This is a genomic window from Pseudomonadota bacterium (genome assembly GCA_030859565.1).
GTDB lineage: Bacteria > Pseudomonadota > Gammaproteobacteria > JACCXJ01 > JACCXJ01 > USCg-Taylor.
Map to the genome: position 1 here is coordinate 1 of JALZJW010000056.1, position 23,938 is coordinate 23,938.

A 23,938-nucleotide genomic window follows, 5' to 3' on the forward strand; every position below is an offset into this window, starting at 1 on the left:
CCCGAGCGCATCGACGATCGGCTTCTGGCATGGCTGGGCGCAACGCGTCTTCGCACCGTGATCGTGGTCCACGCCAACCACGGTGCGGAGATCGATGAGGAGGTCAGCGAAGCCATGCAGCGGCTGCACACGCTTGGCGCCATCCTCCTCAACCAGTCCGTGCTGCTACGCGGCGTCAACGACACGCTCCCGGCCCTCGTCGATCTCAGCGGTCGGCTCGTGGCGGCCGGCATCCTGCCCTATTACCTGCACCTTCTCGACCGCGTGCAAGGGGCCGCGCACTACGACACGCCGCGCGCCCATGCCGTTGCGCTTATGGCGGGGCTGCGCTCCCGCCTCCCGGGCTATATGGTCCCGCGGTTCGTGCGCGAACAGCCGGGCGTTCCTTATAAGGTTCCGATTGAGCTGCTTGAAGACTGAAAAGCGCGGCGTGCTTCTCGATTAACGGATGCCCATGAATAGCCGCCCCAGTCCGGATGTGGTGCGTGGCGCCGGGCGCAGCGTGTGCGTCTAGCTTCACCGGCTTGCTACCGCGTACAGCGGCGTCTTTGCTAGGAAGTCGGCGCAGGCCTCGGCCGGGAGCGGCCGGCTGAAGGCGTAGCCTTGCGCCTCCTCGCAGCGGTGATCGCGGAGGAACCGGACCTGCGCGGGCGTCTCCACGCCTTCCGCCACCACGCGGATTTTAAGCTGCTTCGCCATCGCTAGGATCGCCTGCACGATCGCCACGTCGTCGGGGTCCTCGGGGATGTCGCGCACGAAGGATCGGTCGATCTTGATCCGGTCGAGCGGCAGGCGCTTGAGGTAGGCGAGGCTCGAATATCCGGCGCCGAAGTCATCCATCGCGAGCTGAATACCCATACCGCGCAACTCGTGCAATGTCTTGATGATCTGCTCGGGGTCGACCATCAGGCTCGATTCGGTGATCTCGAGCTCGAGGCGTTGCGGCGCCAACTCGGTCTCTCGCAGGATCGCCCGAACCCGCGCCGGGAACCCTCCCCGCCGGAGCTGGTGGATCGAGAGGTTTACCGCCGTCCGCACCGGTGGTAGACCGGCCGCCTCCCATTCCCTCGCTTGCCGGCAGGCGGTGTGCAGGACCCATTCGCCGATCTCGGTGATGAGCCCGGTCTCCTCGGCAATCGGGATAAACTCACCCGGCAGCACTATCCTCCGCTCGGGATGCCAGCGGATAAGGGCTTCAACGCCGGTAACCGCGTCCGTTTGAAGGTCGATCTGTGGCTGATAGTGCAGGACAAATTCCCCCCGCTCGATCGCGTGCCGCAATCCGTTTTCGACTAACAGGCGTTTCTGGGCGTGCGCATTCATGCGCGCGTCGAAGAACTGGTACCGATTGCGACCCCGATCCTTGGCCTGGTAGAGGGCGGTATCGGCGTGCTTTATCAAGGTCTCCGGATCAGCGCCGTCCTTGGGAAACAGGCTCACGCCGATAGTGCTCGATATGTGCAGCTCGTGCCCCAACACCGTGAAGGGTGCGGTCACCATGCCTAAGGACTTGGCCGCGACCCGGGCGACATCGCGCGCCCCGGAGATCCGCGGCAGGAGGATGACGAACTCATCCCCGCTCAGGCGAGCAAGCGTGTCGCCCTCGCGCAGCACCGAGCGCAAGCGTAGGGCCACCTGGCGCAGCAGCTCATCGCCGGCCGGGTGGCCCAGCGTGTCGTTGACCATCTTGAAGCGGTCGAGGTCCGTGAAGAGCACCGCGACCTGGGTGTTTTCCCGCTCGGCTTGGGCGAGCGCCTGGCTCAGCCGGTCCAGGAGCAGTGAGCGGTTGGGGAGATCTGTCAACGCGTCGTGGTAGGCGAGGTAGTGGATCCTCTCCTCACGCGAGGACGACGCTTCCTCGGCCGCCTTGCGCGCCGTAATGTCCGTCCAGGAACCGACGACCTCGGCCGGGTGCCCCGCCTCGTCTCTCACCAAGCGGTAGCTATCATGGAACCAGCGGTAGCTGCCATCGGAATGCCGGAATCGGTACTCGATCGCACCGTTTTCGGGCACCCCTTCCCGCGCGAAATGGGCCTGCACCGGAGCGCGGTCCTCGGGGTGGAGATGCGCGAACCAAAACTCGGGATCGGCAATCATTTCTTCAGGCGCATAGCCCATGGTCTCCAGGAGGTTTCGGCTGACGAACGTGCACCGATGATCGGCCGCCCCAGTACTGTAGATGATTGAGGGGCTGGACGCCAACAGGTGGTCCAGCCGGCCGCGCGCTGCACGTAAGGAATTCTCTGCGGCCCGCCGATCGGTGATGTCTCGCAGATGGGCGGAAAAGAGCGGGAGACCATCGAGGAGGATGCGGGTCACGGCCAGCTCCACCGGAAACTCCGACCCATCGGCACGCAGCGCCGTGATCTCGATGCGCCGACCGAGCACCCCCTCCTCGCCCGTCGCCACACAATGGGTGATGCCGCAGCATCGGTGCTCCTCAGGCATGGCGGGCGGGATGATGAGCTCCGCCAGATTCTTGCCGAGGACATCGGCCTTTGGGTAGCCAAAGGTCTTCTCGGCGGCGGGATTAAACTCGATGACACGGCCCTCGTGATCCAAGGTAATGACACAATCGAGCCCATTATTCAGGATAAGATCATAATGGCGCAACAAGGCTTCGCGGCGCTTATTGCCCAAGGCGATGAGCAGAACCAGGCCCAGGATCAGGATCGTAAAGGTCCCCAGGATCAGGACTGCGATGCTCAGGTGCGAAACGTTCATAGCGAGGCTAGGACCGCGATCAGCACCGAGATCGCAACGAGGCCGGGGTCGTAACTATAAGGCAATAATCCGTTATCGCGTAAGTGGGTCATGTAGTTGATAGCTATTGAAAACCGCGTTTGCGCCAGCCGTCGGATTCCGCAATTCGCGCGCCAATCCCGCAAGTCAGGATCGGTCCGGCCGCAAATGACTGTAAAAACGGTTACCTGCGATGGTCTATGGGTCCGGCACCGGTAGCACAGGTGCAGCGAAAGATAGATATTTTGACGGTCCGAACAGCAAAGTGCGCAATAATTAGCTTAGGGTCGCGTTCCTGGTATTGGTCGTGCTGGTCTAGAAAATCCGCCAATGAATCTCTCCCGATCGATCGTTTTCTACTTCGGGCTTTTCGTCTCACTCATCGTGTTTGCGCCTATCTCGCTCGTGGTGTGGCCCCTGCCTTACCACCCGCGTTACCGCATCGTGACGCTGTGGGCCCATCTCAACGTCTGGTGGCTCGCCACATGCTGCGGTCTGCGCTGGCGGGTGACGGGCATGGAAAACATTCCCGGCGGCCCGGCGATCATCATGTGCAAGCACCAATCCGCCTGGGAGACCTTTGCTTTGCAAAAATTCTTTCCGCCGCATGTCTGGGTGCTGAAACGCGATCTCTTGTGGTTGCCGCTCTTCGGCTGGGGACTCGCCACACTCAAGCCGATTGCCATTGATCGAAAAGCGGTCCGCCGTGCGCTGCGGCAAGTGGTCGAGCAAGGCCGAGACCGTTTGCAAAGGGGCCTTTGGATCACCATTTTCCCGGAAGGTACGCGCGTGGCCCCAGGCCAGCGGGTAAGCTATGAGATCGGCGGCGCCTATCTTGCCGCCAAGACCGGCTACCCGGTGGTGCCGGTCGCGCATAACGCCGGGGTGTTTTGGCCGCGCGGCCGGCTACAGAAGAAACCGGGCGTCATCGACGTCGTGATCGGTCCGATGATCGAGTCCAACGGGAAAGGCGCGGTCGAGATCAATCGATTGGTCGAGGACTGGATCGAAACGGCCTGCGAGCGGCTGCCGATGATGCCTTGAGCGCTCATGGGAGAAACGCACGCAATGCCGCCAGCAACAAGCACGGCACGACGACCGCGGTGAGCCCGCCGCGGAGCCTAAGAAACCAGGGCGTGATCGAATAGCGGCGCACGAGTTCGCGATCCATCGCGTAGTTAGCCGCGAAGGCTGCCGCGAGCACCATGAAGCGGGTGGTTTCCGGGAGCAATAGCGCCACCCAAGCGGCGATCGCCGGCACCACGCTCCAGGTCATGAACAGCGCGCGATTGCTTTCAGTCATATGGCGGTGGACCATCGCGATGCCCCAGTGCAGCGCGCCGATAAAACTCAAGATCACGGCGGCATAGGTGCTGAGCCAACCGAGAAGCAGCGGCCGGTAGTCGAGAGGCGCCGCCCACAAACTGCCCGCGAGGACGATAAACGGCACCAGCCCGCCGGCTCCGAGCCGGAGAGGAAGCGGAGGGATTTGCGGGTCGTTATTCATCAGGTTCTATAGCCATTTCTTGCGTTTGAAGTAGGCCAGCATCAGGGCGACGATGCTGATCATAATGCCCCACAATGCGGGATAGCCCCAGCGCCATTTTAGCTCGGGGAAATATTCGAAATTCATTCCGTAGACGCCGACGATAAAGGTCAAGGGAATAAAGATCGTGGAGATGACGGTCAACACTTTCATCACCTCGGTCATGCGCTGGTTCACGCTCGAAAGATAAATCTCGAGCATTCCTTGCAGCACGTCTCTCAGGTTCTCGATGGTATCGATCACCTGAATGGTGTGGTCGTAGACGTCCCTTAAATACACCTGGGTGCCCGGCTGTACCAGCTTGGATTCCCCGCGTTGCAAGACGCTCAACATTTCGCGCAGCGGCCACACCGATCGGCGCAGGAAGATCATCTCCCGCCGCAGGTGGTGGATCGCCGCGACGGTCACCTGGCTCGGATTCGGCAACAGTGCGTCTTCAAGCGCCTCGATCCGATCCCCGACGCGTTCCAGGATCACGAAATAGTTGTCGACGATGGCGTCGATGAGGCTATAGGCCAGGAAATCGGCGCCGCGCTTGCGGGTCTTTCCGGCCCCGCTTCTGATGCGCGTACGGATCGGATCGAAGACATCGCCGGGCTTACCTTGTTCTTGAAAGGAGAGCACCCAGGAGGCGCCTAATACTAAACTCACCTGTTCGACGCTAAGCGCCTCGCCTTGATATGACAGCATCTTGACCACAATATAGAGGTACTCGCCGTAATCTTCGAGCTTAGGGCGCTGGTCGGTGTTGACGATGTCTTCGAGGACCAGCGGATGGAGACCGAAATCCTGGCCGAATTCACGTAACAGCTCGACGTCGTGGACGCTATCGACGTTGATCCAACTGATGCTCGGCGACTCCTTGTATGCGCGGCACTCGGAGGACCCCTGCGCGTCCTGTTCGCGCAGCGCGCCGTCATCGAAGTCGAGGATCGAGATGCGCGTCATTTCCCTGGTGTGCTCCCCGATGTGCACCAAGGTGCCAGGGGGCAGCCCGGCTTTCGGCGAGCGCCGCAAAACGAAGCGTTTCAATCGATGGCGCACGCGGGCTTCTAATCAGGTAAGAAATAAAAGGCCATGCCGAGGATCAAATAGACCGCTAAGAGCTGTACGCCCTCCATCCAATTGCACTCGCCGTCGTCGGCGATACGGCTGACCACCAAGACGGCGAGCACGATCGCGATGACCTCGAAGGGCGTGAAGACCAGATCCATCGGGGCGCCGAAGGCATAACTGACGAAGAGCAGCACCGGGGCCACGAAAAGCGCAATCTGCAGGCTCGATCCCACCGCGATGTTGATGGCGAGGTCCATCTTCCCCTTCATTGCCACGACGACCGCCGTGCTGTGCTCGGCGGCGTTGCCGATGATGGCCACCAGGATCACGCCCACGAACACTTCCGTCATGCCCAAGGTCCGGGCGGCGTGTTCGACGCTATGAACCAGGATCTCGGCCATGACGGCGACCAGCGCGGATGAGATGAGCAGCACCGCGATCGCGCGGCCTTGTCCCCAATGCGCGCCGGCTTCGCCCGCATTGACCTCTTCGCCCGCGGCCCCGACATAAAGATGCCGGTGGGTGTGGAGCGAGAACACCAGGCTCAGCCCGTAGGTGACAAACAAAACGATCGCGATCTCCAAGCTCAGCCCACGTTCCACTTCAGTGCCGGCCCCGGCCGCGAAGAGGTGAAAGCGCCGGGATGACGAGGCCGATGGCGCTCAAAAGCAAGAGACTCGCGCCCATCGACGCCGCGGTGCGGTTGAACGCTTGGATCGGAAAGCGCACACCGCCCGCGACCATGCTTAGCCCCAACACCAGGAGGATGTTGCCGATGATCGAGCCGGTGATGGAGGCCTTGACCACGTCATGGAGACCGGCCCGGAGAGCGAAGAAGGCAATGATGAGCTCGGCGGCGTTGCCGAAGCTGGCATTGAGAAGACCGCCGATCCCTTCGCCCAGGCGCGCCGCCAAGTGTTCCGTGGCCTTGCCCATCCAACCCGCGAGCGGGACAATGGCCAGACAGGAGGTGATAAAGACCCACAGGGGATCGGCTTGAAGCCACCGCAGAGCGATGGCGATCGGGACGAATACCAGGAGACTATCCAGCGGGGTCAGACCGATCGAGCGCTGGGGTTTTTTCATATTATGACCGACTTGAATGGGCCACCGGCTCCGGTACAGTGTGCGGATTCAAGCGCACGACTGCAAGCGCGGAGGGCTATATAGGTGTGCCGATATGCGAGACAAATCGTCGCAACCGTCACTACATGATCCCCTCATGCTGGCCAGAGCCTGCCCCGCACGCGATACGGGGAAATGACCAGCATCGAGACACAGGGAAACCCACTCACCATGACGTTGGCTTCCAGCCATGGAGTTGCGGGCATGACATTCCGATCATCTATTAGTACCGAATTCGTCTAAAATACGATGCGTATGAAGGCTCCAGCCATGGAGTTACCCTCGGAATACGCGGAAAACGCAGAGCCAATTCCCCTCGTCGGTCTCAGCGGGATCTGGCTGCGATTTCATCTGCTCGCGATCACGCCCCTGCAATTGAGCGCCTATAAGGGATCTACCTTCCATGGGGCGTTCGGCTGGGCGCTGCGGCGCCTGTACAGGCCGTTGTACGATCAACTGTACGAGCCCGCCTCGACGATGCTGCCGAGCAGTGATTCCACGCGAGTGGCCCTGCCCAAACCCTTCGTCCTCGTGCCCCCGTTGGAGACGCAATGTCATTACCCACCCGGCAGCCCTCTGAGCTGTGATCTCTTGCTGATCGGGCCGGCCTGTTACAGCCTGACGGCTTCCGACTCGATTCTCCAATCACTGGGTGCTGTATGCCTTTGAAGCTGAGGCCATGGTGGCGTTCGAGAGCGTCAATCTCCATTTGCCCCTTGCCACGGTGTTCGAGAATGTCGCCGGAACGGCCGGCGGGCAGATCTAGCTAGCGGTCAGCCGACTTACAATTGGTCATGCCGAGCGGCGCGGGGTGCGATGAATTGACCCGGCCGGCTGGTGGCCGAATTCCAGCCCAAGGAGGTCATTCTGTTCGGCTCGCACGCCTGGGGGACGCCAAGCGAGGACAGTGATGTGGATGTGTTGGTGATCGTGTCCGCAAGCGACCTAACACCAACCGAGCGCGCCGTCCGCGCCTATCACGTTTCCGCGGTGTCAAGGTGCCGAAGGACATCTTGGTCAAGACCCGCGCTGAAGCAGAGCGTTACCGGCACGGCCGGCATCGCTAGACAGCGAGATCTTCGAGCATGGCAGGGTGCTTTATGAGCGACGCTAAGCATGAGCTGGTGCGCCTTTGGTTGCTCAAGGTCGGACCACGATGTGCCATAGCTTAAAGGAATTCCGGAGGCGACGAGGATACTTATTGCGCAACCGCAGGGGCGACAGGACAGGACTCCCTTGGGGTGAAGGTTGCGCTATTACAGATGGGATAAAAGCGTGTCATAGTCCGCATGCGAGCCAATCCAGAACCATACAACCCCATTTTCATCGCGCTGTCCCCACCGCACGGTAACCCTTGCCGGCGCGTGCCGAGTAAACGGGAAGGCTGGAATGTATAGGCTTGAAGCGCAGACTTGGATGCCAGGGATCGCGCATGAACTGCAGGTATGCTTCTCGCGCTTGTTCTCGGACCGATTCCGGCAATTCTGCAAATGCCTTGCGAAACTTCGCCGTAGTGCGAGATTTCACAGTCTATCAGGATTAAGTGCTTCGGTCTTTCCCGCATGATCCTCCGCCATTGCTTCGGCAGCCAGCCTTGCTAAGGCATCTTAGGTACGCGCAAAAGTCTTGTCCCAGCGGGTTTCATCTTCCAGTGCTTCAAGGATCAGGGCTGCGATCGCATCTTGCTCATTGTCGGGCAAAGCCGCCACCTTTTTTACAGCATGTTCAAGTAAACTCGTCATTGTTCGTCCTCCACGTAACCATCGCATTCTAGTTAGATGAGATCCATAACAAAGATCCGCATTCCTTTCAATGCGCCAAGCGCAGACGAATTCCGAAAAGTGCTGCGCGTGGAGGAAGGGCTTTATAATTCGGTGCTCTCGACGTGGCCTGAAAGCTTCCATTCGTGGAAAACGATGCACCATACCCTGTAACATGACCGGCCCAGTATAGGCGCTTGGCATAACGTTTGATCCGCGATCATTCGCGAAACCCCATAGAAGCTTCGCAGGCGACGATGAATATGATGCTATTGTTACCCGCCTTGATCCTGGGCACTCTCGAGGGTCTCACGGAATTCCTGCCCATCTCGAGCACCGGCCATTTGATTATCGCCGGCGATCTGCTTGACTTCACCGGCGAGAGGGCAAAAACCTTCGTGATCGTCATCCAATTGGGCGCCATCCTGGCCGTATGCTGGTATTACCGCGCCAAGCTTGTCGAGGTGGCGCGCGGGATCACGCACAATGCCATCACCCAGCGTTTTCTCGGCAACCTCGCGCTGGCTTTTCTCCCCGCGGCCTTCTTGGCTGTGCTGCTGCACCGATTCATCAAAGATCACCTGTTTAATCCGATCACGGTGGCCGCGGCTTTGATCCTGGGGGGAGTCGTGATCCTTCTGGTCGAGCGCTCGAAGGGCGAGGCCAGGGTGCATGCGGTCGAGGATATGTGTTGGCCGGAGGCGCTCAAGATCGGCTGCTGCCAGGTGCTGGCCTTGATCCCCGGCACCTCGCGTTCCGGGGCGACGATCGTAGGCGGATTGGTGTTCGGCCTATCGCGGCAGGCGGCGACGGAATTTTCGTTCTTTCTCGCGATCCCGACCATGTTCGCCGCGACGTTCTATGAGAGCGTAAACAACTGGCATCTGTTACAGGACGGCGATCTATTGCTATTCGGGACTGGGTTTACCGCGGCCTTCATCTCCGGCCTCGTTGCCGTCAGGGCGTTGCTTCATTTCGTAAAAAATCATAGCTTTCGCGCCTTTGCTTATTACCGGATCGTTTTCGGAGGAGTAGTGCTTTCTTATTTTTGGTTAGTTCCAGGGAGTTGATGAATGTCAGACTACACAACGCTGGTTGAAACGCTTAACCGCTGTGCCGAACGCGCCCGCGAAGAGAATCTTACCTTGGGACAGGTGCTCGACTCCATCGAAGAAGCCGCCTTTGCGTTCATCTGCATCATCATGGTGTTGCCGTTTCTGCAACCGCTCACGCTCGGCCCCTTGTCCGTGATCGGCGGGCTCAGCTTCGCCGCCTTAGGCTGGCAGCTTTTCCGGGGTCATCCGACGCCGATGCTGCCCGAAAGAGCTAGGAATACCGTCATCGGCCACAAAACCTGGGATGTCTTAATCGGCATATGCTTGAAGATCCTGGGGCTGTGCCGGCGGTTTACCAAACCGCGTTATAGCTATTGGGTCACCGGAGAGAAAGGCCGGCAGATCAGCGGGCTCACGATCATGGCCGGCGGCTTGTTGATGGCGATACCCGCCTTCGGTCTGCCCTTCAACAACTTGATCCCCGCGCTCGCCATTTTTTTTGTGTGTGTCGCCGAGCTGGAGCAGGACGGGCTGATGGTCTTCGTGGCCTTCGGCTGGTTGATCGCCACGGTGCTCTATTTCGTCGTCGCTTTTGCGCTGGTGTGGTTCCTTGGGGAGGAGGCGCTGTCTTTCTTTAGCTAAGGAAGCTTCGCAAAAGTTACTGCGCAGCCCATCTGCTTTGCCGCGTGCTCGCTCGTCGCTCGCCTATCTACCTGATATGTCTCGCGACTCGCTCCGCGGCTTCGCGCATCTGCGCTTGCTCGCGACACTTTTGCAGAGCTTCCCTAACAGCAACGCCGCACTCCGCTCCACTTGCGCTCGACTTCGGCTTTAAAAAACTTGGCGCGTGTCATCGGCGCCGTTTCCTCGGCCGCGTGCCGGGCGCGCCAGTGGGCTAAGTAACGCTCATAGGCGTCATCTCCGCTGAGCGCGCGGAGGATCTGCCAGACTCGTTTCAAAAAGCGCATGCGGGCTGGTTATTCTTTCGAGTCCTCGCCGCTGCTGCTTTCGGCGGCTTTCCCGTATAGAAACTGACCGATGACTTGTTCGAAGACCACGGCGGATTGCGTGTCCGTGATCACATCCCCGGCTTTGAGAAATTCTTCGCTGCCCCCGGGAGCAAGGCTGATGTATTGTTCACCGAGTAACCCGGCCGTGTAGACGTTGGCGCCGGTATCCGTTGGTATCTGATTAAACTGTTTGTCGATCTGTATTATGGCAACCGCGGTGTACGATTTTGAGTCGAATTCAATGGCGTTGACGCGCCCTACGGTGACACCCGCCATCTTGACCGGCGAACGCACCTTCAGCCCGCCGATATTGTCGAACATGGCGCGGATCTCGTAGGTGCTGTCGGCGCCGAAACTGGCGAGACTCAAGTTACTTATTCGCAGGGTGAGTACCAGCAGCGACCCCAAGCCGAGCGCGACAAAGGCTCCGACGATGGTTTCGATCCATTTTGAATGCATCATGAATAGCCCTTTAGTCGAACATCAAGGCGGTGAGCACGAAATCGAGCCCCAGCACCGCGAGGCTGGAGTTTACCACGGTCCGAGTCGTCGCGCGGCTGATGCCTTGCGAGGTGGGGACCGTATCATAGCCCTCGAATACGGCAATCCAGGTGACCGCGATGCCGAAGATAAAACTCTTGATGACGCCGTTCAGGATATCGTCGTGAAAATCAACCGCCGACTGCATCTGGGACCAGAAGGCGCCCTCATCGACGCCAAGCAATCCCACGCCGACGAAGTAGCCCCCATAGACGCCGACCGCGCTGAAGATCGCCGCGAGCAAGGGCATGGCCAGGATCCCGGCGAGCAGCCTTGGCGCGACCACGCGGTGCAGCGGATCGACGGCCATCATCTCCATGGCCGCCAACTGCTCGGTGGTTTTCATGAGCCCGATCTCGGCCGCCAAGGCCGAGCCGGCGCGGCCCGCGAACAGCAGCGCCGAGACCACTGGTCCTAGCTCGCGCACCAGCGATAACGCCAGCAAGATCCCGAGCGACTCCTCGGCGCCGAAATCCACCAGGGTATTATACCCTTGCAGCCCTAGCACCATGCCGACGAAAAGCCCTGAGACCACGATGATGACCAGCGACAGTACCCCGAGCGCAAAAACCTGCGAGGTGAGTAAGCGCCAGCGATAAAGCGTGGCCGGCAACCCGCCGAGGGTGTATAGCAGAAAGATGTGTCCGCGCCCGAGGCGCTGGAAAAAGCGCAATCCGAAGCGGCCCAATGCGCGCAGTGCGCTCATCACTCGCCACCTCCCGCCAATAAATCCTCGACAATATCGCGCACCGGGTAGTGGAAGCGCACCGGGCCGTCGGGGCGAGCGTCCATGAATTGCCGTACCCATTCGGAGTCGCTGACATCGAGTTGATCCGGCGTGCCCTCACCGATGATCTTTCCGCCGGAAAGCACGTAGATGTAATCGGAGATCGATGCCGTCTCGCGCACATCGTGCGACACGATGACGCTGGTCGTGCCGAGGGCTTCATTCATCTGCTCGATGAGCCGCAACAGGACCCCCATGGAGATCGGATCCTGACCGGTAAAAGGCTCATCGTAGAGGATGATCATGGGATCGAGCGCGATCGCCCTGGCTAGGGCGACTCGGCGCGCCATGCCGCCCGAAAGCTCGCTCGGCATCAGATCGCGTGCGCCCCGTAGCCCCACCGCCTCGAGCTTCATCAGCACCAAATCGCGGACCATCGGCTCGGGCAGCCGGGTGTGCTCGCGTAAGGGGAAGGCCACGTTATCGAACACCGGGAGATCGGTTAAGAGCGCGCCGCTCTGGAACAGCATGCCCATGCGCTGGCGTAAGCTCATCAACGCTCCTCGCGATAACGCCGTGACCTCCTGCCCGTCGACCCGCACACTCCCCGATAGGGGCTTGAGCTGACCGCCGATCATGCGCAGCAGGGTGGTTTTACCGCAGCCGCTCGGTCCCATGATGGCCGTGATCTTTCCGCGCGGCATGGATAAATTGATGTGGTCGAAGATGACCCGCTCGCCACGGCGGAAACAGAGATCGCGGATGCGGACGAGAGGCTCCAGGTCTTGATTATCGTTTTGCATTGGCCTTTATGGAGACGTGAGGGCGTGATTCTCGGGAAGTCGCGGCCCAAGGTCAACCCGAGCGCCGAAATCGCCGCTGCATGGACCGAGGACTGTTAGCGCAAAAAGACGGTAGCATTGCGGCGGGCATCGCCGCGGGTCATCATTACGATCCCGCCGCGACCGGCAAGCATGAAGGTCCGAACGGTAACGGCCACCTGGGAGATCTCCCGGTTCTCACGGTGGATGAACGCGGATCGGCTACAAGCGCGGCGATTGCTATACGGCTAAGATGGAAGATCTAAAAGGACGCTCACTGATGATCCATGCGGGTGGCGATAATTATTCCGACCTGCCCGAGAAGGGGGTGGGGGCGGCGCCCGCATCGCCTGCGGCGTCATCCCGTAATCGGGCGGCGCACCGGATCCTTAAGCAGCTCGATCTTGTAGCCGTCGGGGTCTTCCACGAAGGCGAGCACGGCCGTACCCCCTTTCATCGGCCCGGCGGCGCGCACGATCTTGCCGCCGCGCCCGCGGATCGCCTCGCAAGCCGCGTACACGTCATCGACGCCGATGGCGATATGCCCGTAGGCGTTTCCCGGATCGTATCGGTTGGTGTCCCAATTGTGCGTAAGCTCTAAGACGGCCGTGTCGCGCTCCTCGCCGTAACCGAGATAGACCAAGGTAAAGCGGCCCTCGGAATAATCGGCCCGCCGCAACAGCTTCATGCCGAGGACCTCGGTATAGAATTGCAATGAGCGGCCGAGATCCCCCACTCGTAACATGATATGCAACATACGCATTCGTGACGCCTCCCAAGAATTACTCAAACGGTATCACATGGAGGTATCTAAACGGTATCACATGGAGGTATCTAAACGGAATATCGTCCTTAGTCTACTCCGTTCTCACGGGACGAAAGGAGCTGGACAAAAGGGCCGCAAAAGGGGCCAGCCTCGCAATACTTATTCACAATCCCAACTCTGCCTGCCCCTAGATGGCTTCAGCAACATCACGCTCTAGCCGCGGCCGGCCTCGGGGCCTCGCTTCGCGCCGCTGCCCCGTCATGCGCTCGATCTTGGCATGGAAGCGCTCATTGCCCAAGGGCTGACTTTGGTTCAGCGCGAGCCGTATGGCGCGGAGGGTTTCCTCATCGAGAGGGGGCCGGGACAAACCGCGGTAGGCCACTCGCCGTGCGTGGTCGCCCGCCTCCAGTGCTAAGTAGACCCGATGAGGGATTAGCAGCGGCGACACTTGTCCGAGGGCGTTGGCCCGGTAACTGGTCCAACGGTAGTGCGCCGGATCGTCCACCATCGCCGCGCGAACGGGGTTCAGTTCGATGTAGCGCATGGCGGTGAGGAGAGTGGTCTCCGCCTGGATGAGTGAGGACTTGTAGCGGCTCTCCCAGAGCGTGCCGGTACGCCGGTACTGCCGGTTGATATACTGCACGTAGCGCCGGCCCAAGGAGATGATGAGCTTCGGTACCGCCGCTGCTCTCTTGGGGGTGAGGAGCAGGTGCACGTGGTTGGGCATGAGCGCATAGGCATGTAGCGAACAGCGTGTCTCCTTCAATGCCTCACCAAGCCAGTGCAGGTACCTAAAGTAGTCTTCTTCCCCAAAGAAGCACGGCTCGCGGTGGTGACCGCGTTGCACGATGTGCAGGGGTATTCCATCGAGGTGAACACGCGGGTGGCGGGGCATGATCCCAATATATCATAAAGAAATCGAACCTGGCCCCTATAGTCCGCTGTTCCCGCACAAAGACTACCTGGAGACATCGATCTAGGCGATTCCTACCGTTCGGCGTGGGTACGGTCTTCGCCGTCCCAGTCGGCCTACTTCTCGCCATACGGCCGCCGGCCGATACGTTTTTTAGAGCCCCGCCGTTAAGCGAACGTTAAGAACGCAGTATTTTCAGTGGTGAGTTTAATGCCAGTATCTTAACTCGGAGCCGCTGCGGGCCTCGTTAATTTATAAAATTATTGACAAAACGATTGTGCACGTTTCCTGGCTAGGGTATATTGCTTGACAGGGACGCGACAAGCAGAGGCAGGGAGGGGAAGACAGCCTCATCATAACCTGTTGATTCTTAGAATACGCCGATGAGGCGAGCGGCGTGTGGCCCCAAGGGGTGTCATACCCGGCCCCAACTCGGCATTAATTAGGAGGAGGGAATATTAATGAACAAATCCATATTGTTAGGTAGTGCTTTGGCCGTCGCGCTGTCGGCTCCCGCCATGGCGGCGGACTTCCATGCCCTCAAGGGATTACAAGGAGCTAGCCTCGCGCCGCTCCAAGACGGCGTGTTGGCCGCCACGGAAGGGGGGGCGGCATGCGATTTCACAACGGCGAGCACAGATGGCGGAGGGGTTTGCCTACTTTCGGCCCTTCCGAACGCCGCGTTTTTCTCGGTTGCCAATGAGTTACCCGTAACGGCCGCGAACTTCCTACAGGTTCACGGACTCGTTGGGCCGCAGTTACCAACCCTCCCGGGAACCGTCACCCCGGCCCCGTGAGCTAATGTCCCCGGTGGGCGGCCCGGAGGGTTCGTGGCAGGTACTGTGACCGGCCAGGTGCCCTCAGGGTGCGCCCCGCTCTCGGAGAGCCCTCGTGCACAGTCGGGGGCTCTCCACTCTTCATGCACCGGAGCGGTCCCCGCAGGGGGTAGGTGGCGGGGAGGACAGCCAAGCCTGCCGATCGCTATGGAAGAAACGAGGGGGTGGTCGGCGCTGGCCGTTGTAGGTTTTAGGCCAGCGGCGATCGGATCTCTAGCGTTCTAAAGTCGTATTCGACGAACGGCAAATGCGCTCTCGCCAGCACCCCACAGCATCGTTGCCTTGTCACGGAAAAGGCCAAAGGCGTAACAGAGACGGCACGTGCCATCGCGCCCGAAAGGCAGTGCCGCATAGAGGGCTGTCGTCACCCGGCAAGAAGCACACGGCGTGGTGCTCGAGACGCCGTAGAAGTCCACCATGTCGAAGGCGTTAGCGGCCTTCGACGCGATTGAGATTGAGTTTGTCCATAAGAAACGCATTTGGAATGGTGGATCGCGTATGATAACGGTAGGGCGATTTCTCGGGTATGCGCTGAGCCTGCAGCCTTTCATAAATGGCGTGAGTGTGGCCGAAGAGGTCGCCTGGAGTGTTCCCACCAGCGCCCAGCCGACGATCGCGAAGCGTCATACCCTGAAAGAACTTCGCGACCAGTATGTCATTAAACAGCAACTGGACTACTCGTGCGGTGCGGCGGCGCTGGCTACTCTCATGGTTCATTATTATGGGGAGAATACCTCAGAAAAGGAGATCCTGAAGCTGCTTAACACCCGGCTTGAAACGATGACTAAAAAGGAGCAAGCCCGAAAGAAAAGGATTGGGTTTTCCCTCCTAGATCTCAAAATTGTGGCTCAACAGAGGGGTTATCGGGCTGCGGGCTTTAAGCTGACCATTGATCAACTGCCACAACTGCTGGCCCCTGTGATCGTTCACGTCCAGCCATTCGGCTACTATCATTTTGCCGTGCTCCGGGGAGTGGCAGGGGATCGCGTTTATTTGGCCGATCCGGCACGCGGCAATCTGCGCATGAGCATAGAGCGTTTTTTGGATGAGTGGGAAGGGGTTGTGTTTGTCCTCGGCAAGGCGGGAGAAGAGAACATCACCCATTATCCCTTAGCGTTGTCTCGAGGCACCGATTATCCTTCACTCAGGTTGCGCCAGGCAGCCTACCAGGGGGACCAAGCAGCGTCGTCCGCCGTAAACCTTGTTCTACGAGCGCGTCCTAGCGGGTTGGGGTTATAACTAACGAGACCTGGCAGGGTAGGAAAAAGCTCACCTACCCGCCCCGAGGCTCTCTCGAGGGCGCGAGCAGGAAACGAGGAAACGCGGTCAGGTCTCGACTTATTAGTTTGCGTAGGCTCGCCACGTGGGAGCCCCTCGCCGAGGAGCTCCCCGAAATAGAGGATCGGCCTCCGGAATCCGTGCATCTCTGAGATGGCGGAGCGTCGCTAATCTGCTCGATACCAGTATCCTTTCGGACCTCATCAAGCACCCCGCTGGAGCGGTAGCCCAACACATCACCGGCGTCGGCGAAGATCTGATTTACACCAGTATCGTGGTTGTGTGCGAGCTTCGCTATGGCGCGGCGAAGAAGGGATCGCCCGCCCTATCGGACAAGATTGCCCAGTTGTTGTCCACAATCGAGGTGCTACCGCTCGAAGAGGATGCAGACGAGAAGTATGCCGAGGTCCGAACCGCGTTGGAGAAGGCTGGGACACCGATCGGCGCCAACGACACGATGATCGCGGCCCACGCGTTGTCGCTCGGGCTTGCTCTGGTCACCAACAACGTAAGCCAGTTTCCAAAAGCGCCAGGACTCAACGTGGAGAACTGGCTGGCAACTTGACTCTCTAGCTCGTCACCCGCAGGAAGCGGGGTCAGGTCTATGTCGGTTGGGTTGGTTGGGTCAACCGGTCGCACGATCCCCCCATAGTTGGCGTTTGCTATAACGTTGCCACTCTTCGCTGTATGCTACGGTAACCCGTACTGACCCATACGGTGTACCCTATGAAGACGACTGTAGAGATTCCTGACACGCTGCTCGATGCGGCAAGAAAGGTGGCTGCACGCGAAGGCACAACCGTGAAGGCCCTGATCGAACGCGGCTTACGAGAGTTGCTTGTAAAGCATAAGAGCGAGCACGAGATCCGCTTGAGGAAGGCCTCCTATAAAGAAAAGAGACTACAGTCGGGCGTTCAAGAGCTAGGTTGGGGAAAACTCCGCGAGCTTGCCCTCAAAGGCCGAGGCGCGTGATTGGCGTCGACACCAATATTCTCGTCTAGGCGAATCGCGAGGATAGCGTGTGGTATGAGAGCGAACGAGTTCGGCCGCCTACGCCATCGTTCAGGATGGAATTGACGCGAAACTGATGATTTATGCAACTAACAACCAGGATAAACTAATCATGCCTGCATTGATTTGCGGTTCCATCGCCTATGACAACATCATGGTGTTCCCCGACCGCTTTAAGAACCACATTCTGCCCGCGAAGATCCATATCCTGAACGTCTCATTCATGGTGCCGGAAATGCGCCGTGAGTTCGGGGGCTGCGCGGGTAATATCGCTTACAATCTCAAGCTCCTCGGCGAAGATCCGTTGCCGGTGGCCGCGGCGGGCCGCGACTTCGGGCCCTATGCCGAGTGGATGGACCGCTGCGGGATTAGGCGCGATTTTATTCATATCCTGAGCGACACACTCACGGCGCAGGCCTTCATCACGACGGATCTGGACGATAATCAAATCACGGCCTTCCATCCGGGCGCGATGAGCCTCTCGCACCTGAATCCGGTACCGGCCGTGGAGGGGCGCTCGGTCGGCATCATTGCGCCCGACGGACGCGATGGTATGATCCAGCATGCCGGCCAATTCACCCGCATGGGCATACCCTTCGTCTTCGACCCTGGCCAGGGGATGCCGATGTTCGGTGCCGAGGATCTACGGGCCTTCATCGGGCAAGCCGCGTGGGTGACCGTGAACGATTACGAATGGCACCTGATGCAGGAACGCACCGGCCTGACCCCGGAGGAAGTTGCGGCCCGCGTCGAGGCGCTCGTCGTCACGCGCGGGGCGCAAGGCTCGCGGATCTTTACGCCTTCGGGTTGTTACGAGATCCCGCCGGCGAAAGCGCGCGCGATTGCGGACCCGACCGGCTGCGGAGACGCCTATCGCGCGGGTCTCCTATTCGGGATCCTCAACGGCCTCGATTGGGAGACAACGGGGCGCATCGCATCGCTCATGGGAGCGATCAAGATCGAGTGCGCCGGCACGCAGAATCACCGTGTCACACGTCCGGAGTTCGAGGCGCGTTATAGGGAGAGCTTTGGAACGGACTTCTAAAGTAATCTAAGGAAGCTCTGCAAGAGTGTTATGAGCATGCCCAGATGCGCGAAGCCGCGGAGCAAGTCACGAGACATATCAGGTAGATAGGCGAGTAACGAGCGAGCACGCGACAATGCAGATGGGCGGCGTAGTAGCTTTTGCAGAGCTTCCCTAAAAACCGATCCTCAACCTGCCGCGTATATTCAGCAGGCATTCAGCATTATGGGGCTAGATTTTGCGCCAGCATCGGGGATAGCCCCGCAAAGAGGAGGTGTATCATGTTGACGTCTCGTGTCTCTGCCTACATCGCGGCCCTAGTGTTGGTTATCGGTTTATGCGTTCCCGCGGCCAGTCAAGCGTGGAACTTTGGTTACCGGTCGTCCCAGGGATCCCATGCCTACGGCGGTTATGGCCACCGGCACCAGGGATCCCATGCCTATGGCGGTTATAACTACCGGCACCAGTCCCCGCGCCATTCTAATGGCCAGCGGCACTACCGGCGTCATTACAAGACGCCGCGGTACGGGTACCATCAGCCGTTCCGGCTGCATCGGCCGTACTATCGGCAACCATATTACTACCCCTATTATCGCTGGTACCCGTACTGAACCGGCGCGTTGATCCCGCCACGAACGGCGGCCTCTGACGGCGCTTAGTGGATCTCCCCTCGGCTTTGCGCCGAGGGCTTGTGCCGGGCAAGGCCGCCGGTCAAAATAACGCCAACAGTTTGTGAATAAGTCTACTGCGACGATTTCTTCACAAGCTCTGAAGCGCATACTCAAATAACAACGCAGCGTGACGAGGAGGGCGTATGATCAAGTCAGTTCTCCGGTGGGGGATCTTTCTTTGTTTCTTTACATCCGCGACGGCGCAACCGCTGATTCAACAGCGCTCCGATATCGCCGGAAACTGGGTGATAGAAAGCACCGCTCTCAACCTGACGGGTAAGCGCTCTCCGGAAACTTCCAAGTGGACGTTCGGCGAGGACGGCGTCCTATCGATGACGAGCGTGTATATGTTCTCCGAAACCCTGACGGGCGGCGGCCGCGAGATGACCATCACGGACACCTATGATGTCACCGAGGGTAAGATCGTGACCGGCCGCGGCGAGACCTTCGAGGTGATCGAAAAGACACCCGATGCGATGACTCTAAAGAGCTCTTCCTCGTCGCTGCACTATTTCTTCAAGAAAAAACAATAGGGCGCCCTGGCGGTGCGCCGGTCAGCCGGATGCGATCGCCTCGCTGCCGCAAAGGACCCGATCGAACTCCTCGAAATGCTCGATGAACGGACGGCATTGCTGCCCTTCGCAGAGGTAGGCCACGGCGCCGTCGTGAGCTTCCCGCCGGGCGAGGAGGCCGGGAAGCTCGGCGGCGGTGGATGGAATCGCCAGCGCCAGCCGTTGCGGTGCGTAGCGTTGGGCGCAGCGCCGATGCCAATCCTCCGCGCGCTTATCGCCTCGGATCACGACAGAGATCGGCGGCGCGAGATACTCTTCCAATGCGAGGAGTAAAGCATTGTGAGCGGTAGGATAGCGTTCGATGGCGCCCCAGGCGCTGCGCAGGCCGCGGTCGCGCGCGTCGAGATAGCGGCTCTCGCCCAGCAGGTGTCCGAGCCGCCCAAGCGCGTAAGCGGCAATACCCGCCCCGGACGGAAGCGCGTCATCGGCAAGCGATTTGGATCGCAATAGCAGGGCCTCGTGATCGTGCGAGGTGAAGAAGAATCCGCCTTGCACCGGATCTTCAAAACGCGCGATCAGGGCTTCCGCGAGCTCGATCGCAAAGCGCATGTTGCCGTCATGCCAACGGGCTTCGAGTAACGCTAACAGTCCCTCGATGACGAAGGCATGATCATCGAGATAGGCGTTGAGCCGGGCCCTGCCATCCTTATACGTCGCGCGGAGCCGTCCGTCCTGCCACATCCGCGCGCGGATAAAATCAACCGCTCGCTGGGCCGCATCTAGAAAATCGGGCTGCTCCAAAACCCGACCGGCAACCGCCAGTCCCTTGATCATGAGACCGTTCCATGCCGTTAGCACCTTCTCATCCCGGCCCGGCCAGACGCGCCGCGTGCGGACGGCGAGGAGTTTTTTCCGGCTTTCGGCGTAAAGCCGCTCGAGATCCGCGAGCGGCTTACCCCATTCCTTGGCGAGCGCCTCCAGCGGCACGGACACGCACAGGTGCCAGTGGCCCTCGAAATTCGGGGCCTGATCCAGGCCGAGACAGCGTGCTAGGACAGGGTACTCCTCGGCGGTGAGCAGCGACTGAATTTCTTTCGCATCCCAAACGTAAAACCGGCCTTCGTGACCTTCGGAGTCGGCATCCAGACTGGAATAGAAGCCACCCTCGGGGGATTGCATCTCGCGCAGTGTCCATTCCGCGGTCTCGAGGGCGGTCTTCTTGAACAGCGGGTCGCGGTTCAACTGCCAGGCCCAGCTATACACCGCGAGCAACGGGCCGTTGTCGTAGAGCATTTTCTCGAAATGCGGGATCATCCAGCTTTCATCGACGGAGTAACGGCAGAAGCCGCCACCCAGGTGATCGTAGATGCCTCCGCGGGCCATCCGCCGCAGCGTGACGAGCGCCATTTCCAAGCCTTCGGCGTCGGGTGTCCCCGCCATCGCGCCCGCCGCATAGCGGCGCAGTAGGAACTCGATATGGACCGGATGCGGGAACTTCGGCGCCGCGCCAAACCCGCCGAAACGGCTGTCGAAGGCTTCCCCGAGTTGCCGCCGCGTCTCGATAAGCGGTGCATCGCTGACCGCGCCGGGCGCTTGTTGCTGTGTTCCGAGGTTGCGCAAACCCTCGATCAATGCCTCGTTCTGGCTGCGGATTTCCTGGTGTTGCTCCCGGTAGGCGCCGGCGATCCGACGCAGAATATCCGCAAAGCACGGCATCCCGTAGCGTGGCTCGGGCGGAAAATAGGTGCCCGCGAAGAACGGGGCCTGGTCCTCGGGGGCGAGGAACAGCGTGAGCGGCCAGCCGCCGCCGCGCCCAGTCAGAAACTGGTGCGCAAGTTGATAGATTTTGTCGAGATCAGGGCGCTCCTCGCGGTCGACCTTGATGTTGATGAAGTGCTTGTTCATAAGCGCCGCGGTCGCCTCGTCTTCGAAAGACTCGTGCGCCATTACATGGCACCAGTGGCAGGCCGAGTAGCCGATAGAAAGCAAGATCGGTTTGCCCTCGGCGCGCGCGCGAGCGAGTGCTGCATCGCCCCACGGATACCAATCCACCGGGTTGCCGGCGTGCTGCAAGAGATAGGGGCTGGTTTCTTCTGCGAGTGAATTCATGCCGGATGGTCGCGAGTGGGTGGTGTGCCGAAAGAGTGTAACGCAATCCCGCGTGGAGTTCGCGCACTCCGTGCTAATATTACCGCCGTGATCCCTTTCCCCGACATCGATCCGGTCGCATTCAGAATCGGTCCTCTTGCCGTACGCTGGTACGGGATCGCCTACCTCGCCGCCTTTGGCGTGGCCTGGGGGCTGATGCGCTACCGGGCGCGCCGGCGGACGCTCGACTGGTCGGACCCGCAGATCAGCGATCTGATATTCTACGCCGCGCTGGGCGCGGTGCTCGGCGGCCGATTAGGACACGTGGTGTTTTATAACCTCTCCATGTATCTCAGCGATCCGATCGCTATCTTCAAGATTTGGGAAGGCGGGATGTCGTTTCACGGCGGGCTCATCGGTGTGCTAATCGCAATGGCGGTCTACGGAAAGACACTCGGTAAGCGTTTTTTCGATGTCATCGATTTTCTCGCGCCGGCGGTCCCACCCGGTCTTTGCTTCGGGAGGCTCGCGAACTTTATCAACGGCGAGCTGTGGGGACGGCCGGCCGATCTGCCTTGGGCCGTGATCTTCCCCGATCCGGCGGCCGGCGGCATCCCACGGCATCCCTCGCAGCTTTACGAGGCTTTCCTGGAGGGCGTGGTCTTGTTTTGCGTGCTGTGGATCTTCTCGTCGAAGCCCCGGCCACTCGGAGCTGTCTCGGGCGTGTTTCTCTTGGGTTACGGCTTAGTGCGTTTCGTGGTGGAGTTTGCGAAGGTGCCAGAGCAACCCTTAGGGTACCTCGCTTTCGGTTGGTTAACGATGGGGCAGGCGTTGACGGTGCCGATGCTGATCATCGGCATGTGGTGGATCAGGAATGCCTATCGCCGGCCGCCGGAGCCGTTAGCATCGGCGGGAACCGGCCGCCGCCTAAAGGGGTAGCGCGTCGCGAGCCCATGCGGCAGTATTTAGCTCTCATCGAGCACGTGCTTGAGCATGGGGTGCGTAAGAGCGACCGCACCGGTGTGGGCACGCTCAGTGTTTTCGGCTATCAGATGCGCTTTGATCTGCAAGCAGGCTTTCCCGCGGTTACGACCAAGAAGCTGCATCTGAAATCCGTGGTCCATGAGCTGCTGTGGTTTATTCGCGGGGAAACCAATGTCCGCCCGTTGCAAGAGCACGGAGTGAGGATCTGGGACGAGTGGGCGGATGCGAGTGGTGAGCTCGGACCGGTCTATGGCGCACAATGGCGCGCCTGGCGCACGGCCGAGGGCGGGCGGGTCGACCAACTCAACGACGTCGTGCATGCGATTAAAACCAATCCGGATTCGCGGCGCCTGATCGTCAGCGCTTGGAACGTCGGTGAAATCGGAAAGATGGCGCTCGCCCCGTGCCATCTCTTGTTTCAGTTCTACGTGGCCGAGGGTCGCTTGTCTTGCCAGCTCTATCAGCGCAGTGCGGACATTTTCCTGGGCCTGCCGTTCAATATCGCTTCCTATGCTTTGTTAACCGCGATGGTGGCGCAGGTGACAGGCTTGGCGCCGGGCGAACTCGTGCACACGCTCGGAGACGCGCACCTTTATCTCAACCACCAGCAACAGGCCATGGAGCAGATGTCGCGTCACCCTTACCCGGCACCACGCCTACGGCTCAGTCCGCACCGGGGATCGCTCTGCGAGTTCACATTCGATGATATCGAGATCGCCGACTACCGCCACCATTCCGCGATCCTAGCCCCGATCGCCGTCTAACGGTGGCAAACTCTTCGCTGTCGATCATCGTGGCGATGACCAGCCGGCGTGTGATTGGCGCGCACGGCGCCTTACCGTGGCGTCTCCCCGCCGATTTAAAGCGCTTTAAGGCGCTCACGATGGGGAAGCCGGTGCTCATGGGGCGCAAGACCCACGAGTCCATCGGCCGCGTGCTCCCGGGACGCACCAACATCGTGATGAGCCGCAACCCGGCCCTGAGCATTTCGGGTTGCATCGTGGTCCCAAGCATGGAAGCGGTCCTCGCCTGGGCACGAGGTTGTGAGGAGATCATGGTCATCGGCGGAGGCAGTGTCTATGCCGCCGCGCTTCCGCTTGCTGAGTATATCTATTTAACCGAGATCCACACCGAGGTTGACGGGGATACGTACTTTCCCCATTACGATCGCGGTGACTGGATCGAGCAGTCCCGGCAGGACTTTCCGGCCGACGAAACCCATCGCATTGCGCATAGCTTTATCGTACTCAAACGGCGCTAAGCGAGCCCGGAGGGACGGTACAGCGTTACGCTTTGACGCTGAAAAAGCGCCGATCCTCGATCCGCATCGCCGTAAGCTCACCGCCCCAACAGCAACCGCGGTCCAGGGGATAAACGCGGAAGCGCTCCATTTCAACGCCGGTGAGCCTGAGCGTAGACCAGTGGCCGAAAACGATCGAGGTCCCGCGCCTGCACCGCCGCGGGGCCTCGAAC

Annotated in this window: 27 protein-coding genes and 4 pseudogenes; 17 read left to right on the plus strand and 14 right to left on the minus strand. The window is 60.1% G+C overall.

Annotated features, from left to right (window positions below):
- Positions 1-420 (plus strand): EF-P beta-lysylation protein EpmB (locus tag M3436_09960; GenBank protein MDQ3564442.1); only part of this gene is annotated, 420 nt, incomplete at its 5' end.
- Between the two features lie 96 nt (positions 421-516).
- On the opposite strand, the gene M3436_09965 is transcribed toward M3436_09960, so the two are convergent.
- Positions 517-2,724: an EAL domain-containing protein gene (locus M3436_09965; protein MDQ3564443.1), complete on the minus strand. Its 2,208-nt coding sequence runs from the start codon at positions 2,722-2,724 to the stop codon at positions 517-519.
- A gap of 348 nt (positions 2,725-3,072) precedes the next feature.
- Here M3436_09965 and M3436_09970 point away from each other — a divergent pair, with 348 nt between their 5' ends.
- Positions 3,073-3,786, plus strand: coding sequence for a 1-acyl-sn-glycerol-3-phosphate acyltransferase (locus M3436_09970; GenBank protein ID MDQ3564444.1), 714 nt, complete (start codon positions 3,073-3,075; stop codon positions 3,784-3,786).
- Positions 3,787-3,790: 4 nt separating this feature from the next.
- On the opposite strand, the gene M3436_09975 is transcribed toward M3436_09970, so the two are convergent.
- The 3 genes and pseudogenes from M3436_09975 to cax form a co-directional block, all read right to left on the minus strand.
- Positions 3,791-4,249, minus strand: coding sequence for a DUF3429 domain-containing protein (locus M3436_09975; GenBank protein MDQ3564445.1), 459 nt, complete (start codon positions 4,247-4,249; stop codon positions 3,791-3,793).
- A 6-nt stretch (positions 4,250-4,255) separates the two neighbouring features.
- The gene (gene corA, locus M3436_09980; GenBank protein ID MDQ3564446.1) at positions 4,256-5,332 is read right to left on the minus strand and encodes a magnesium/cobalt transporter CorA; all 1,077 of its coding nucleotides are present in this window, start codon (positions 5,330-5,332) and stop codon (positions 4,256-4,258) included.
- Positions 5,333-5,340: 8 nt separating this feature from the next.
- Positions 5,341-6,430, minus strand: a pseudogene (gene cax / locus M3436_09985) (calcium/proton exchanger).
- A 294-nt stretch (positions 6,431-6,724) separates the two neighbouring features.
- Between cax and M3436_09990 the strand changes: the two are divergent.
- Together M3436_09990 and M3436_09995 are read left to right on the plus strand one after the other, a co-directional pair.
- Positions 6,725-7,138 (plus strand): hypothetical protein, encoded by a 414-nt coding sequence (locus M3436_09990; protein MDQ3564447.1) that lies wholly within the window; start codon positions 6,725-6,727, stop codon positions 7,136-7,138.
- 168 nt (positions 7,139-7,306) lie between these two features.
- Entirely contained in the window at positions 7,307-7,573 is a 267-nt protein-coding gene (locus M3436_09995) for a nucleotidyltransferase domain-containing protein (protein MDQ3564448.1), read from the plus strand.
- 152 nt (positions 7,574-7,725) lie between these two features.
- Here the strand turns inward: M3436_09995 and M3436_10000 are convergent.
- Positions 7,726-7,996 (minus strand): annotated as a pseudogene (locus M3436_10000) (hypothetical protein).
- A pseudogene (locus tag M3436_10005) lies at positions 7,993-8,211 on the minus strand (hypothetical protein). The pseudogenes M3436_10000 and M3436_10005 overlap by 4 nt, the downstream one beginning before the upstream one ends.
- A 275-nt stretch (positions 8,212-8,486) precedes the next feature.
- Here M3436_10005 and M3436_10010 point away from each other — a divergent pair.
- A complete protein-coding gene (locus M3436_10010; GenBank protein MDQ3564449.1) occupies positions 8,487-9,299 on the plus strand; it encodes an undecaprenyl-diphosphate phosphatase in 813 nt (270 codons plus the stop codon).
- 3 nt (positions 9,300-9,302) lie between these two features.
- Positions 9,303-9,926 (plus strand): exopolysaccharide biosynthesis protein, encoded by a 624-nt coding sequence (locus M3436_10015; GenBank protein ID MDQ3564450.1) that lies wholly within the window; start codon positions 9,303-9,305, stop codon positions 9,924-9,926.
- A 143-nt stretch (positions 9,927-10,069) separates the two neighbouring features.
- Here the strand turns inward: M3436_10015 and M3436_10020 are convergent, their stop codons facing one another.
- Genes M3436_10020 through M3436_10035 form a run of 4 tightly spaced genes read right to left on the minus strand, consistent with a single transcriptional unit; the run spans position 10,070 to position 12,364 of the window.
- Positions 10,070-10,252, minus strand: a complete 183-nt coding sequence (locus M3436_10020) for a YbdD/YjiX family protein (protein MDQ3564451.1) — start codon at positions 10,250-10,252, stop codon at positions 10,070-10,072.
- 9 nt (positions 10,253-10,261) lie between these two features.
- Positions 10,262-10,756 (minus strand): outer membrane lipid asymmetry maintenance protein MlaD, encoded by a 495-nt coding sequence (gene mlaD / locus M3436_10025; GenBank protein ID MDQ3564452.1) that lies wholly within the window; start codon positions 10,754-10,756, stop codon positions 10,262-10,264.
- Between the two features lie 10 nt (positions 10,757-10,766).
- Entirely contained in the window at positions 10,767-11,543 is a 777-nt protein-coding gene (gene mlaE, locus M3436_10030) for a lipid asymmetry maintenance ABC transporter permease subunit MlaE (GenBank protein MDQ3564453.1), read from the minus strand.
- Positions 11,540-12,364: an ATP-binding cassette domain-containing protein gene (locus tag M3436_10035; GenBank protein ID MDQ3564454.1), complete on the minus strand. Its 825-nt coding sequence runs from the start codon at positions 12,362-12,364 to the stop codon at positions 11,540-11,542. Before M3436_10035 ends, mlaE begins: the two co-directional genes overlap by 4 nt.
- A gap of 128 nt (positions 12,365-12,492) precedes the next feature.
- Between M3436_10035 and M3436_10040 the strand changes: the two are divergent.
- Positions 12,493-12,751: pseudogene (locus tag M3436_10040) on the plus strand (superoxide dismutase family protein).
- Here M3436_10040 and gloA read toward each other — a convergent pair.
- The gene (gene gloA / locus M3436_10045) at positions 12,741-13,145 is read right to left on the minus strand and encodes a lactoylglutathione lyase (GenBank protein ID MDQ3564455.1); all 405 of its coding nucleotides are present in this window, start codon (positions 13,143-13,145) and stop codon (positions 12,741-12,743) included. The pseudogene M3436_10040 and the gene gloA sit on opposite strands and share 11 nt — an antisense overlap.
- A 190-nt stretch (positions 13,146-13,335) precedes the next feature.
- Complete coding sequence (locus M3436_10050) at positions 13,336-14,043, minus strand: transposase (protein ID MDQ3564456.1); 708 nt, start codon at positions 14,041-14,043, stop codon at positions 13,336-13,338.
- A gap of 479 nt (positions 14,044-14,522) precedes the next feature.
- Between M3436_10050 and M3436_10055 the strand changes: the two genes are divergently transcribed.
- The 7 genes from M3436_10055 (at position 14,523) to M3436_10085 (ending at position 19,414) form a co-directional block, all read left to right on the plus strand.
- A complete protein-coding gene (locus tag M3436_10055) occupies positions 14,523-14,858 on the plus strand; it encodes a hypothetical protein (GenBank protein MDQ3564457.1) in 336 nt (111 codons plus the stop codon).
- Between the two features lie 456 nt (positions 14,859-15,314).
- Positions 15,315-16,136, plus strand: a complete 822-nt coding sequence (locus M3436_10060) for a C39 family peptidase (GenBank protein ID MDQ3564458.1) — start codon at positions 15,315-15,317, stop codon at positions 16,134-16,136.
- Between the two features lie 187 nt (positions 16,137-16,323).
- Positions 16,324-16,740, plus strand: coding sequence for a type II toxin-antitoxin system VapC family toxin (locus M3436_10065; protein MDQ3564459.1), 417 nt, complete (start codon positions 16,324-16,326; stop codon positions 16,738-16,740).
- A gap of 161 nt (positions 16,741-16,901) precedes the next feature.
- Positions 16,902-17,147 carry a type II toxin-antitoxin system VapB family antitoxin gene (locus tag M3436_10070; GenBank protein MDQ3564460.1) on the plus strand — a complete coding sequence of 82 codons (246 nt, stop codon included), beginning with the start codon at positions 16,902-16,904 and terminating at the stop codon, positions 17,145-17,147.
- A gap of 151 nt (positions 17,148-17,298) precedes the next feature.
- Positions 17,299-18,231 carry a carbohydrate kinase family protein gene (locus M3436_10075; GenBank protein ID MDQ3564461.1) on the plus strand — a complete coding sequence of 311 codons (933 nt, stop codon included), beginning with the start codon at positions 17,299-17,301 and terminating at the stop codon, positions 18,229-18,231.
- Positions 18,232-18,491: 260 nt separating this feature from the next.
- On the plus strand, positions 18,492-18,821 hold the full coding sequence (locus tag M3436_10080) for a hypothetical protein (protein MDQ3564462.1): 330 nt from the start codon (positions 18,492-18,494) through the stop codon (positions 18,819-18,821).
- Between the two features lie 203 nt (positions 18,822-19,024).
- Entirely contained in the window at positions 19,025-19,414 is a 390-nt protein-coding gene (locus tag M3436_10085) for a hypothetical protein (GenBank protein MDQ3564463.1), read from the plus strand.
- A gap of 21 nt (positions 19,415-19,435) precedes the next feature.
- Here M3436_10085 and M3436_10090 read toward each other — a convergent pair whose 3' ends face one another.
- Positions 19,436-21,502 (minus strand): thioredoxin domain-containing protein, encoded by a 2,067-nt coding sequence (locus M3436_10090; GenBank protein ID MDQ3564464.1) that lies wholly within the window; start codon positions 21,500-21,502, stop codon positions 19,436-19,438.
- Between the two features lie 87 nt (positions 21,503-21,589).
- Here M3436_10090 and lgt point away from each other — a divergent pair, with 87 nt between their 5' ends.
- Genes lgt through M3436_10105 form a run of 3 tightly spaced genes read left to right on the plus strand, consistent with a single transcriptional unit; the run spans position 21,590 to position 23,726 of the window.
- The gene (lgt, locus tag M3436_10095; protein ID MDQ3564465.1) at positions 21,590-22,420 is read left to right on the plus strand and encodes a prolipoprotein diacylglyceryl transferase; all 831 of its coding nucleotides are present in this window, start codon (positions 21,590-21,592) and stop codon (positions 22,418-22,420) included.
- A gap of 14 nt (positions 22,421-22,434) precedes the next feature.
- A complete protein-coding gene (locus M3436_10100) occupies positions 22,435-23,229 on the plus strand; it encodes a thymidylate synthase (protein MDQ3564466.1) in 795 nt (264 codons plus the stop codon).
- Positions 23,230-23,264: 35 nt separating this feature from the next.
- On the plus strand, positions 23,265-23,726 hold the full coding sequence (locus M3436_10105) for a dihydrofolate reductase (protein ID MDQ3564467.1): 462 nt from the start codon (positions 23,265-23,267) through the stop codon (positions 23,724-23,726).
- Positions 23,727-23,751: 25 nt separating this feature from the next.
- Here M3436_10105 and M3436_10110 read toward each other — a convergent pair.
- On the minus strand, positions 23,752-23,938 hold a 187-nt coding region (locus M3436_10110; protein ID MDQ3564468.1), incomplete at its 5' end, for a hypothetical protein.

Bases quoted from the DNA above. Each gene is read 5' to 3' on its own strand.
- M3436_10015 (MDQ3564450.1), top strand. From the start codon at position 9,303: ATGTCAGACTACACAACGCTGGTTGAAACGCTTAACCGCTGTGCCGAA.
- M3436_10075 (MDQ3564461.1), top strand. From the start codon at position 17,299: ATGCCTGCATTGATTTGCGGTTCCATCGCCTATGACAACATCATGGTG.
- M3436_09990 (MDQ3564447.1), top strand. From the start codon at position 6,725: ATGAAGGCTCCAGCCATGGAGTTACCCTCGGAATACGCGGAAAACGCA.
- M3436_10020 (MDQ3564451.1), bottom strand. From the start codon at position 10,252: ATGCGCTTTTTGAAACGAGTCTGGCAGATCCTCCGCGCGCTCAGCGGA.
- M3436_10080 (MDQ3564462.1), top strand. From the start codon at position 18,492: ATGTTGACGTCTCGTGTCTCTGCCTACATCGCGGCCCTAGTGTTGGTT.
- M3436_09970 (MDQ3564444.1), top strand. From the start codon at position 3,073: ATGAATCTCTCCCGATCGATCGTTTTCTACTTCGGGCTTTTCGTCTCA.
- M3436_10070 (MDQ3564460.1), top strand. From the start codon at position 16,902: ATGAAGACGACTGTAGAGATTCCTGACACGCTGCTCGATGCGGCAAGA.
- M3436_10090 (MDQ3564464.1), bottom strand. From the start codon at position 21,502: ATGAATTCACTCGCAGAAGAAACCAGCCCCTATCTCTTGCAGCACGCC.
- M3436_10055 (MDQ3564457.1), top strand. From the start codon at position 14,523: ATGAACAAATCCATATTGTTAGGTAGTGCTTTGGCCGTCGCGCTGTCG.
- M3436_09965 (MDQ3564443.1), bottom strand. From the start codon at position 2,724: ATGAACGTTTCGCACCTGAGCATCGCAGTCCTGATCCTGGGGACCTTT.
- M3436_10085 (MDQ3564463.1), top strand. From the start codon at position 19,025: ATGATCAAGTCAGTTCTCCGGTGGGGGATCTTTCTTTGTTTCTTTACA.
- M3436_10100 (MDQ3564466.1), top strand. From the start codon at position 22,435: ATGCGGCAGTATTTAGCTCTCATCGAGCACGTGCTTGAGCATGGGGTG.
- M3436_10105 (MDQ3564467.1), top strand. From the start codon at position 23,265: ATGACCAGCCGGCGTGTGATTGGCGCGCACGGCGCCTTACCGTGGCGT.
- M3436_10035 (MDQ3564454.1), bottom strand. From the start codon at position 12,364: ATGCAAAACGATAATCAAGACCTGGAGCCTCTCGTCCGCATCCGCGAT.
- M3436_09975 (MDQ3564445.1), bottom strand. From the start codon at position 4,249: ATGAATAACGACCCGCAAATCCCTCCGCTTCCTCTCCGGCTCGGAGCC.
- mlaD (MDQ3564452.1), bottom strand. From the start codon at position 10,756: ATGATGCATTCAAAATGGATCGAAACCATCGTCGGAGCCTTTGTCGCG.
- M3436_10050 (MDQ3564456.1), bottom strand. From the start codon at position 14,043: ATGCCCCGCCACCCGCGTGTTCACCTCGATGGAATACCCCTGCACATC.
- M3436_10010 (MDQ3564449.1), top strand. From the start codon at position 8,487: ATGAATATGATGCTATTGTTACCCGCCTTGATCCTGGGCACTCTCGAG.
- M3436_10060 (MDQ3564458.1), top strand. From the start codon at position 15,315: ATGTCGAAGGCGTTAGCGGCCTTCGACGCGATTGAGATTGAGTTTGTC.
- gloA (MDQ3564455.1), bottom strand. From the start codon at position 13,145: ATGCGTATGTTGCATATCATGTTACGAGTGGGGGATCTCGGCCGCTCA.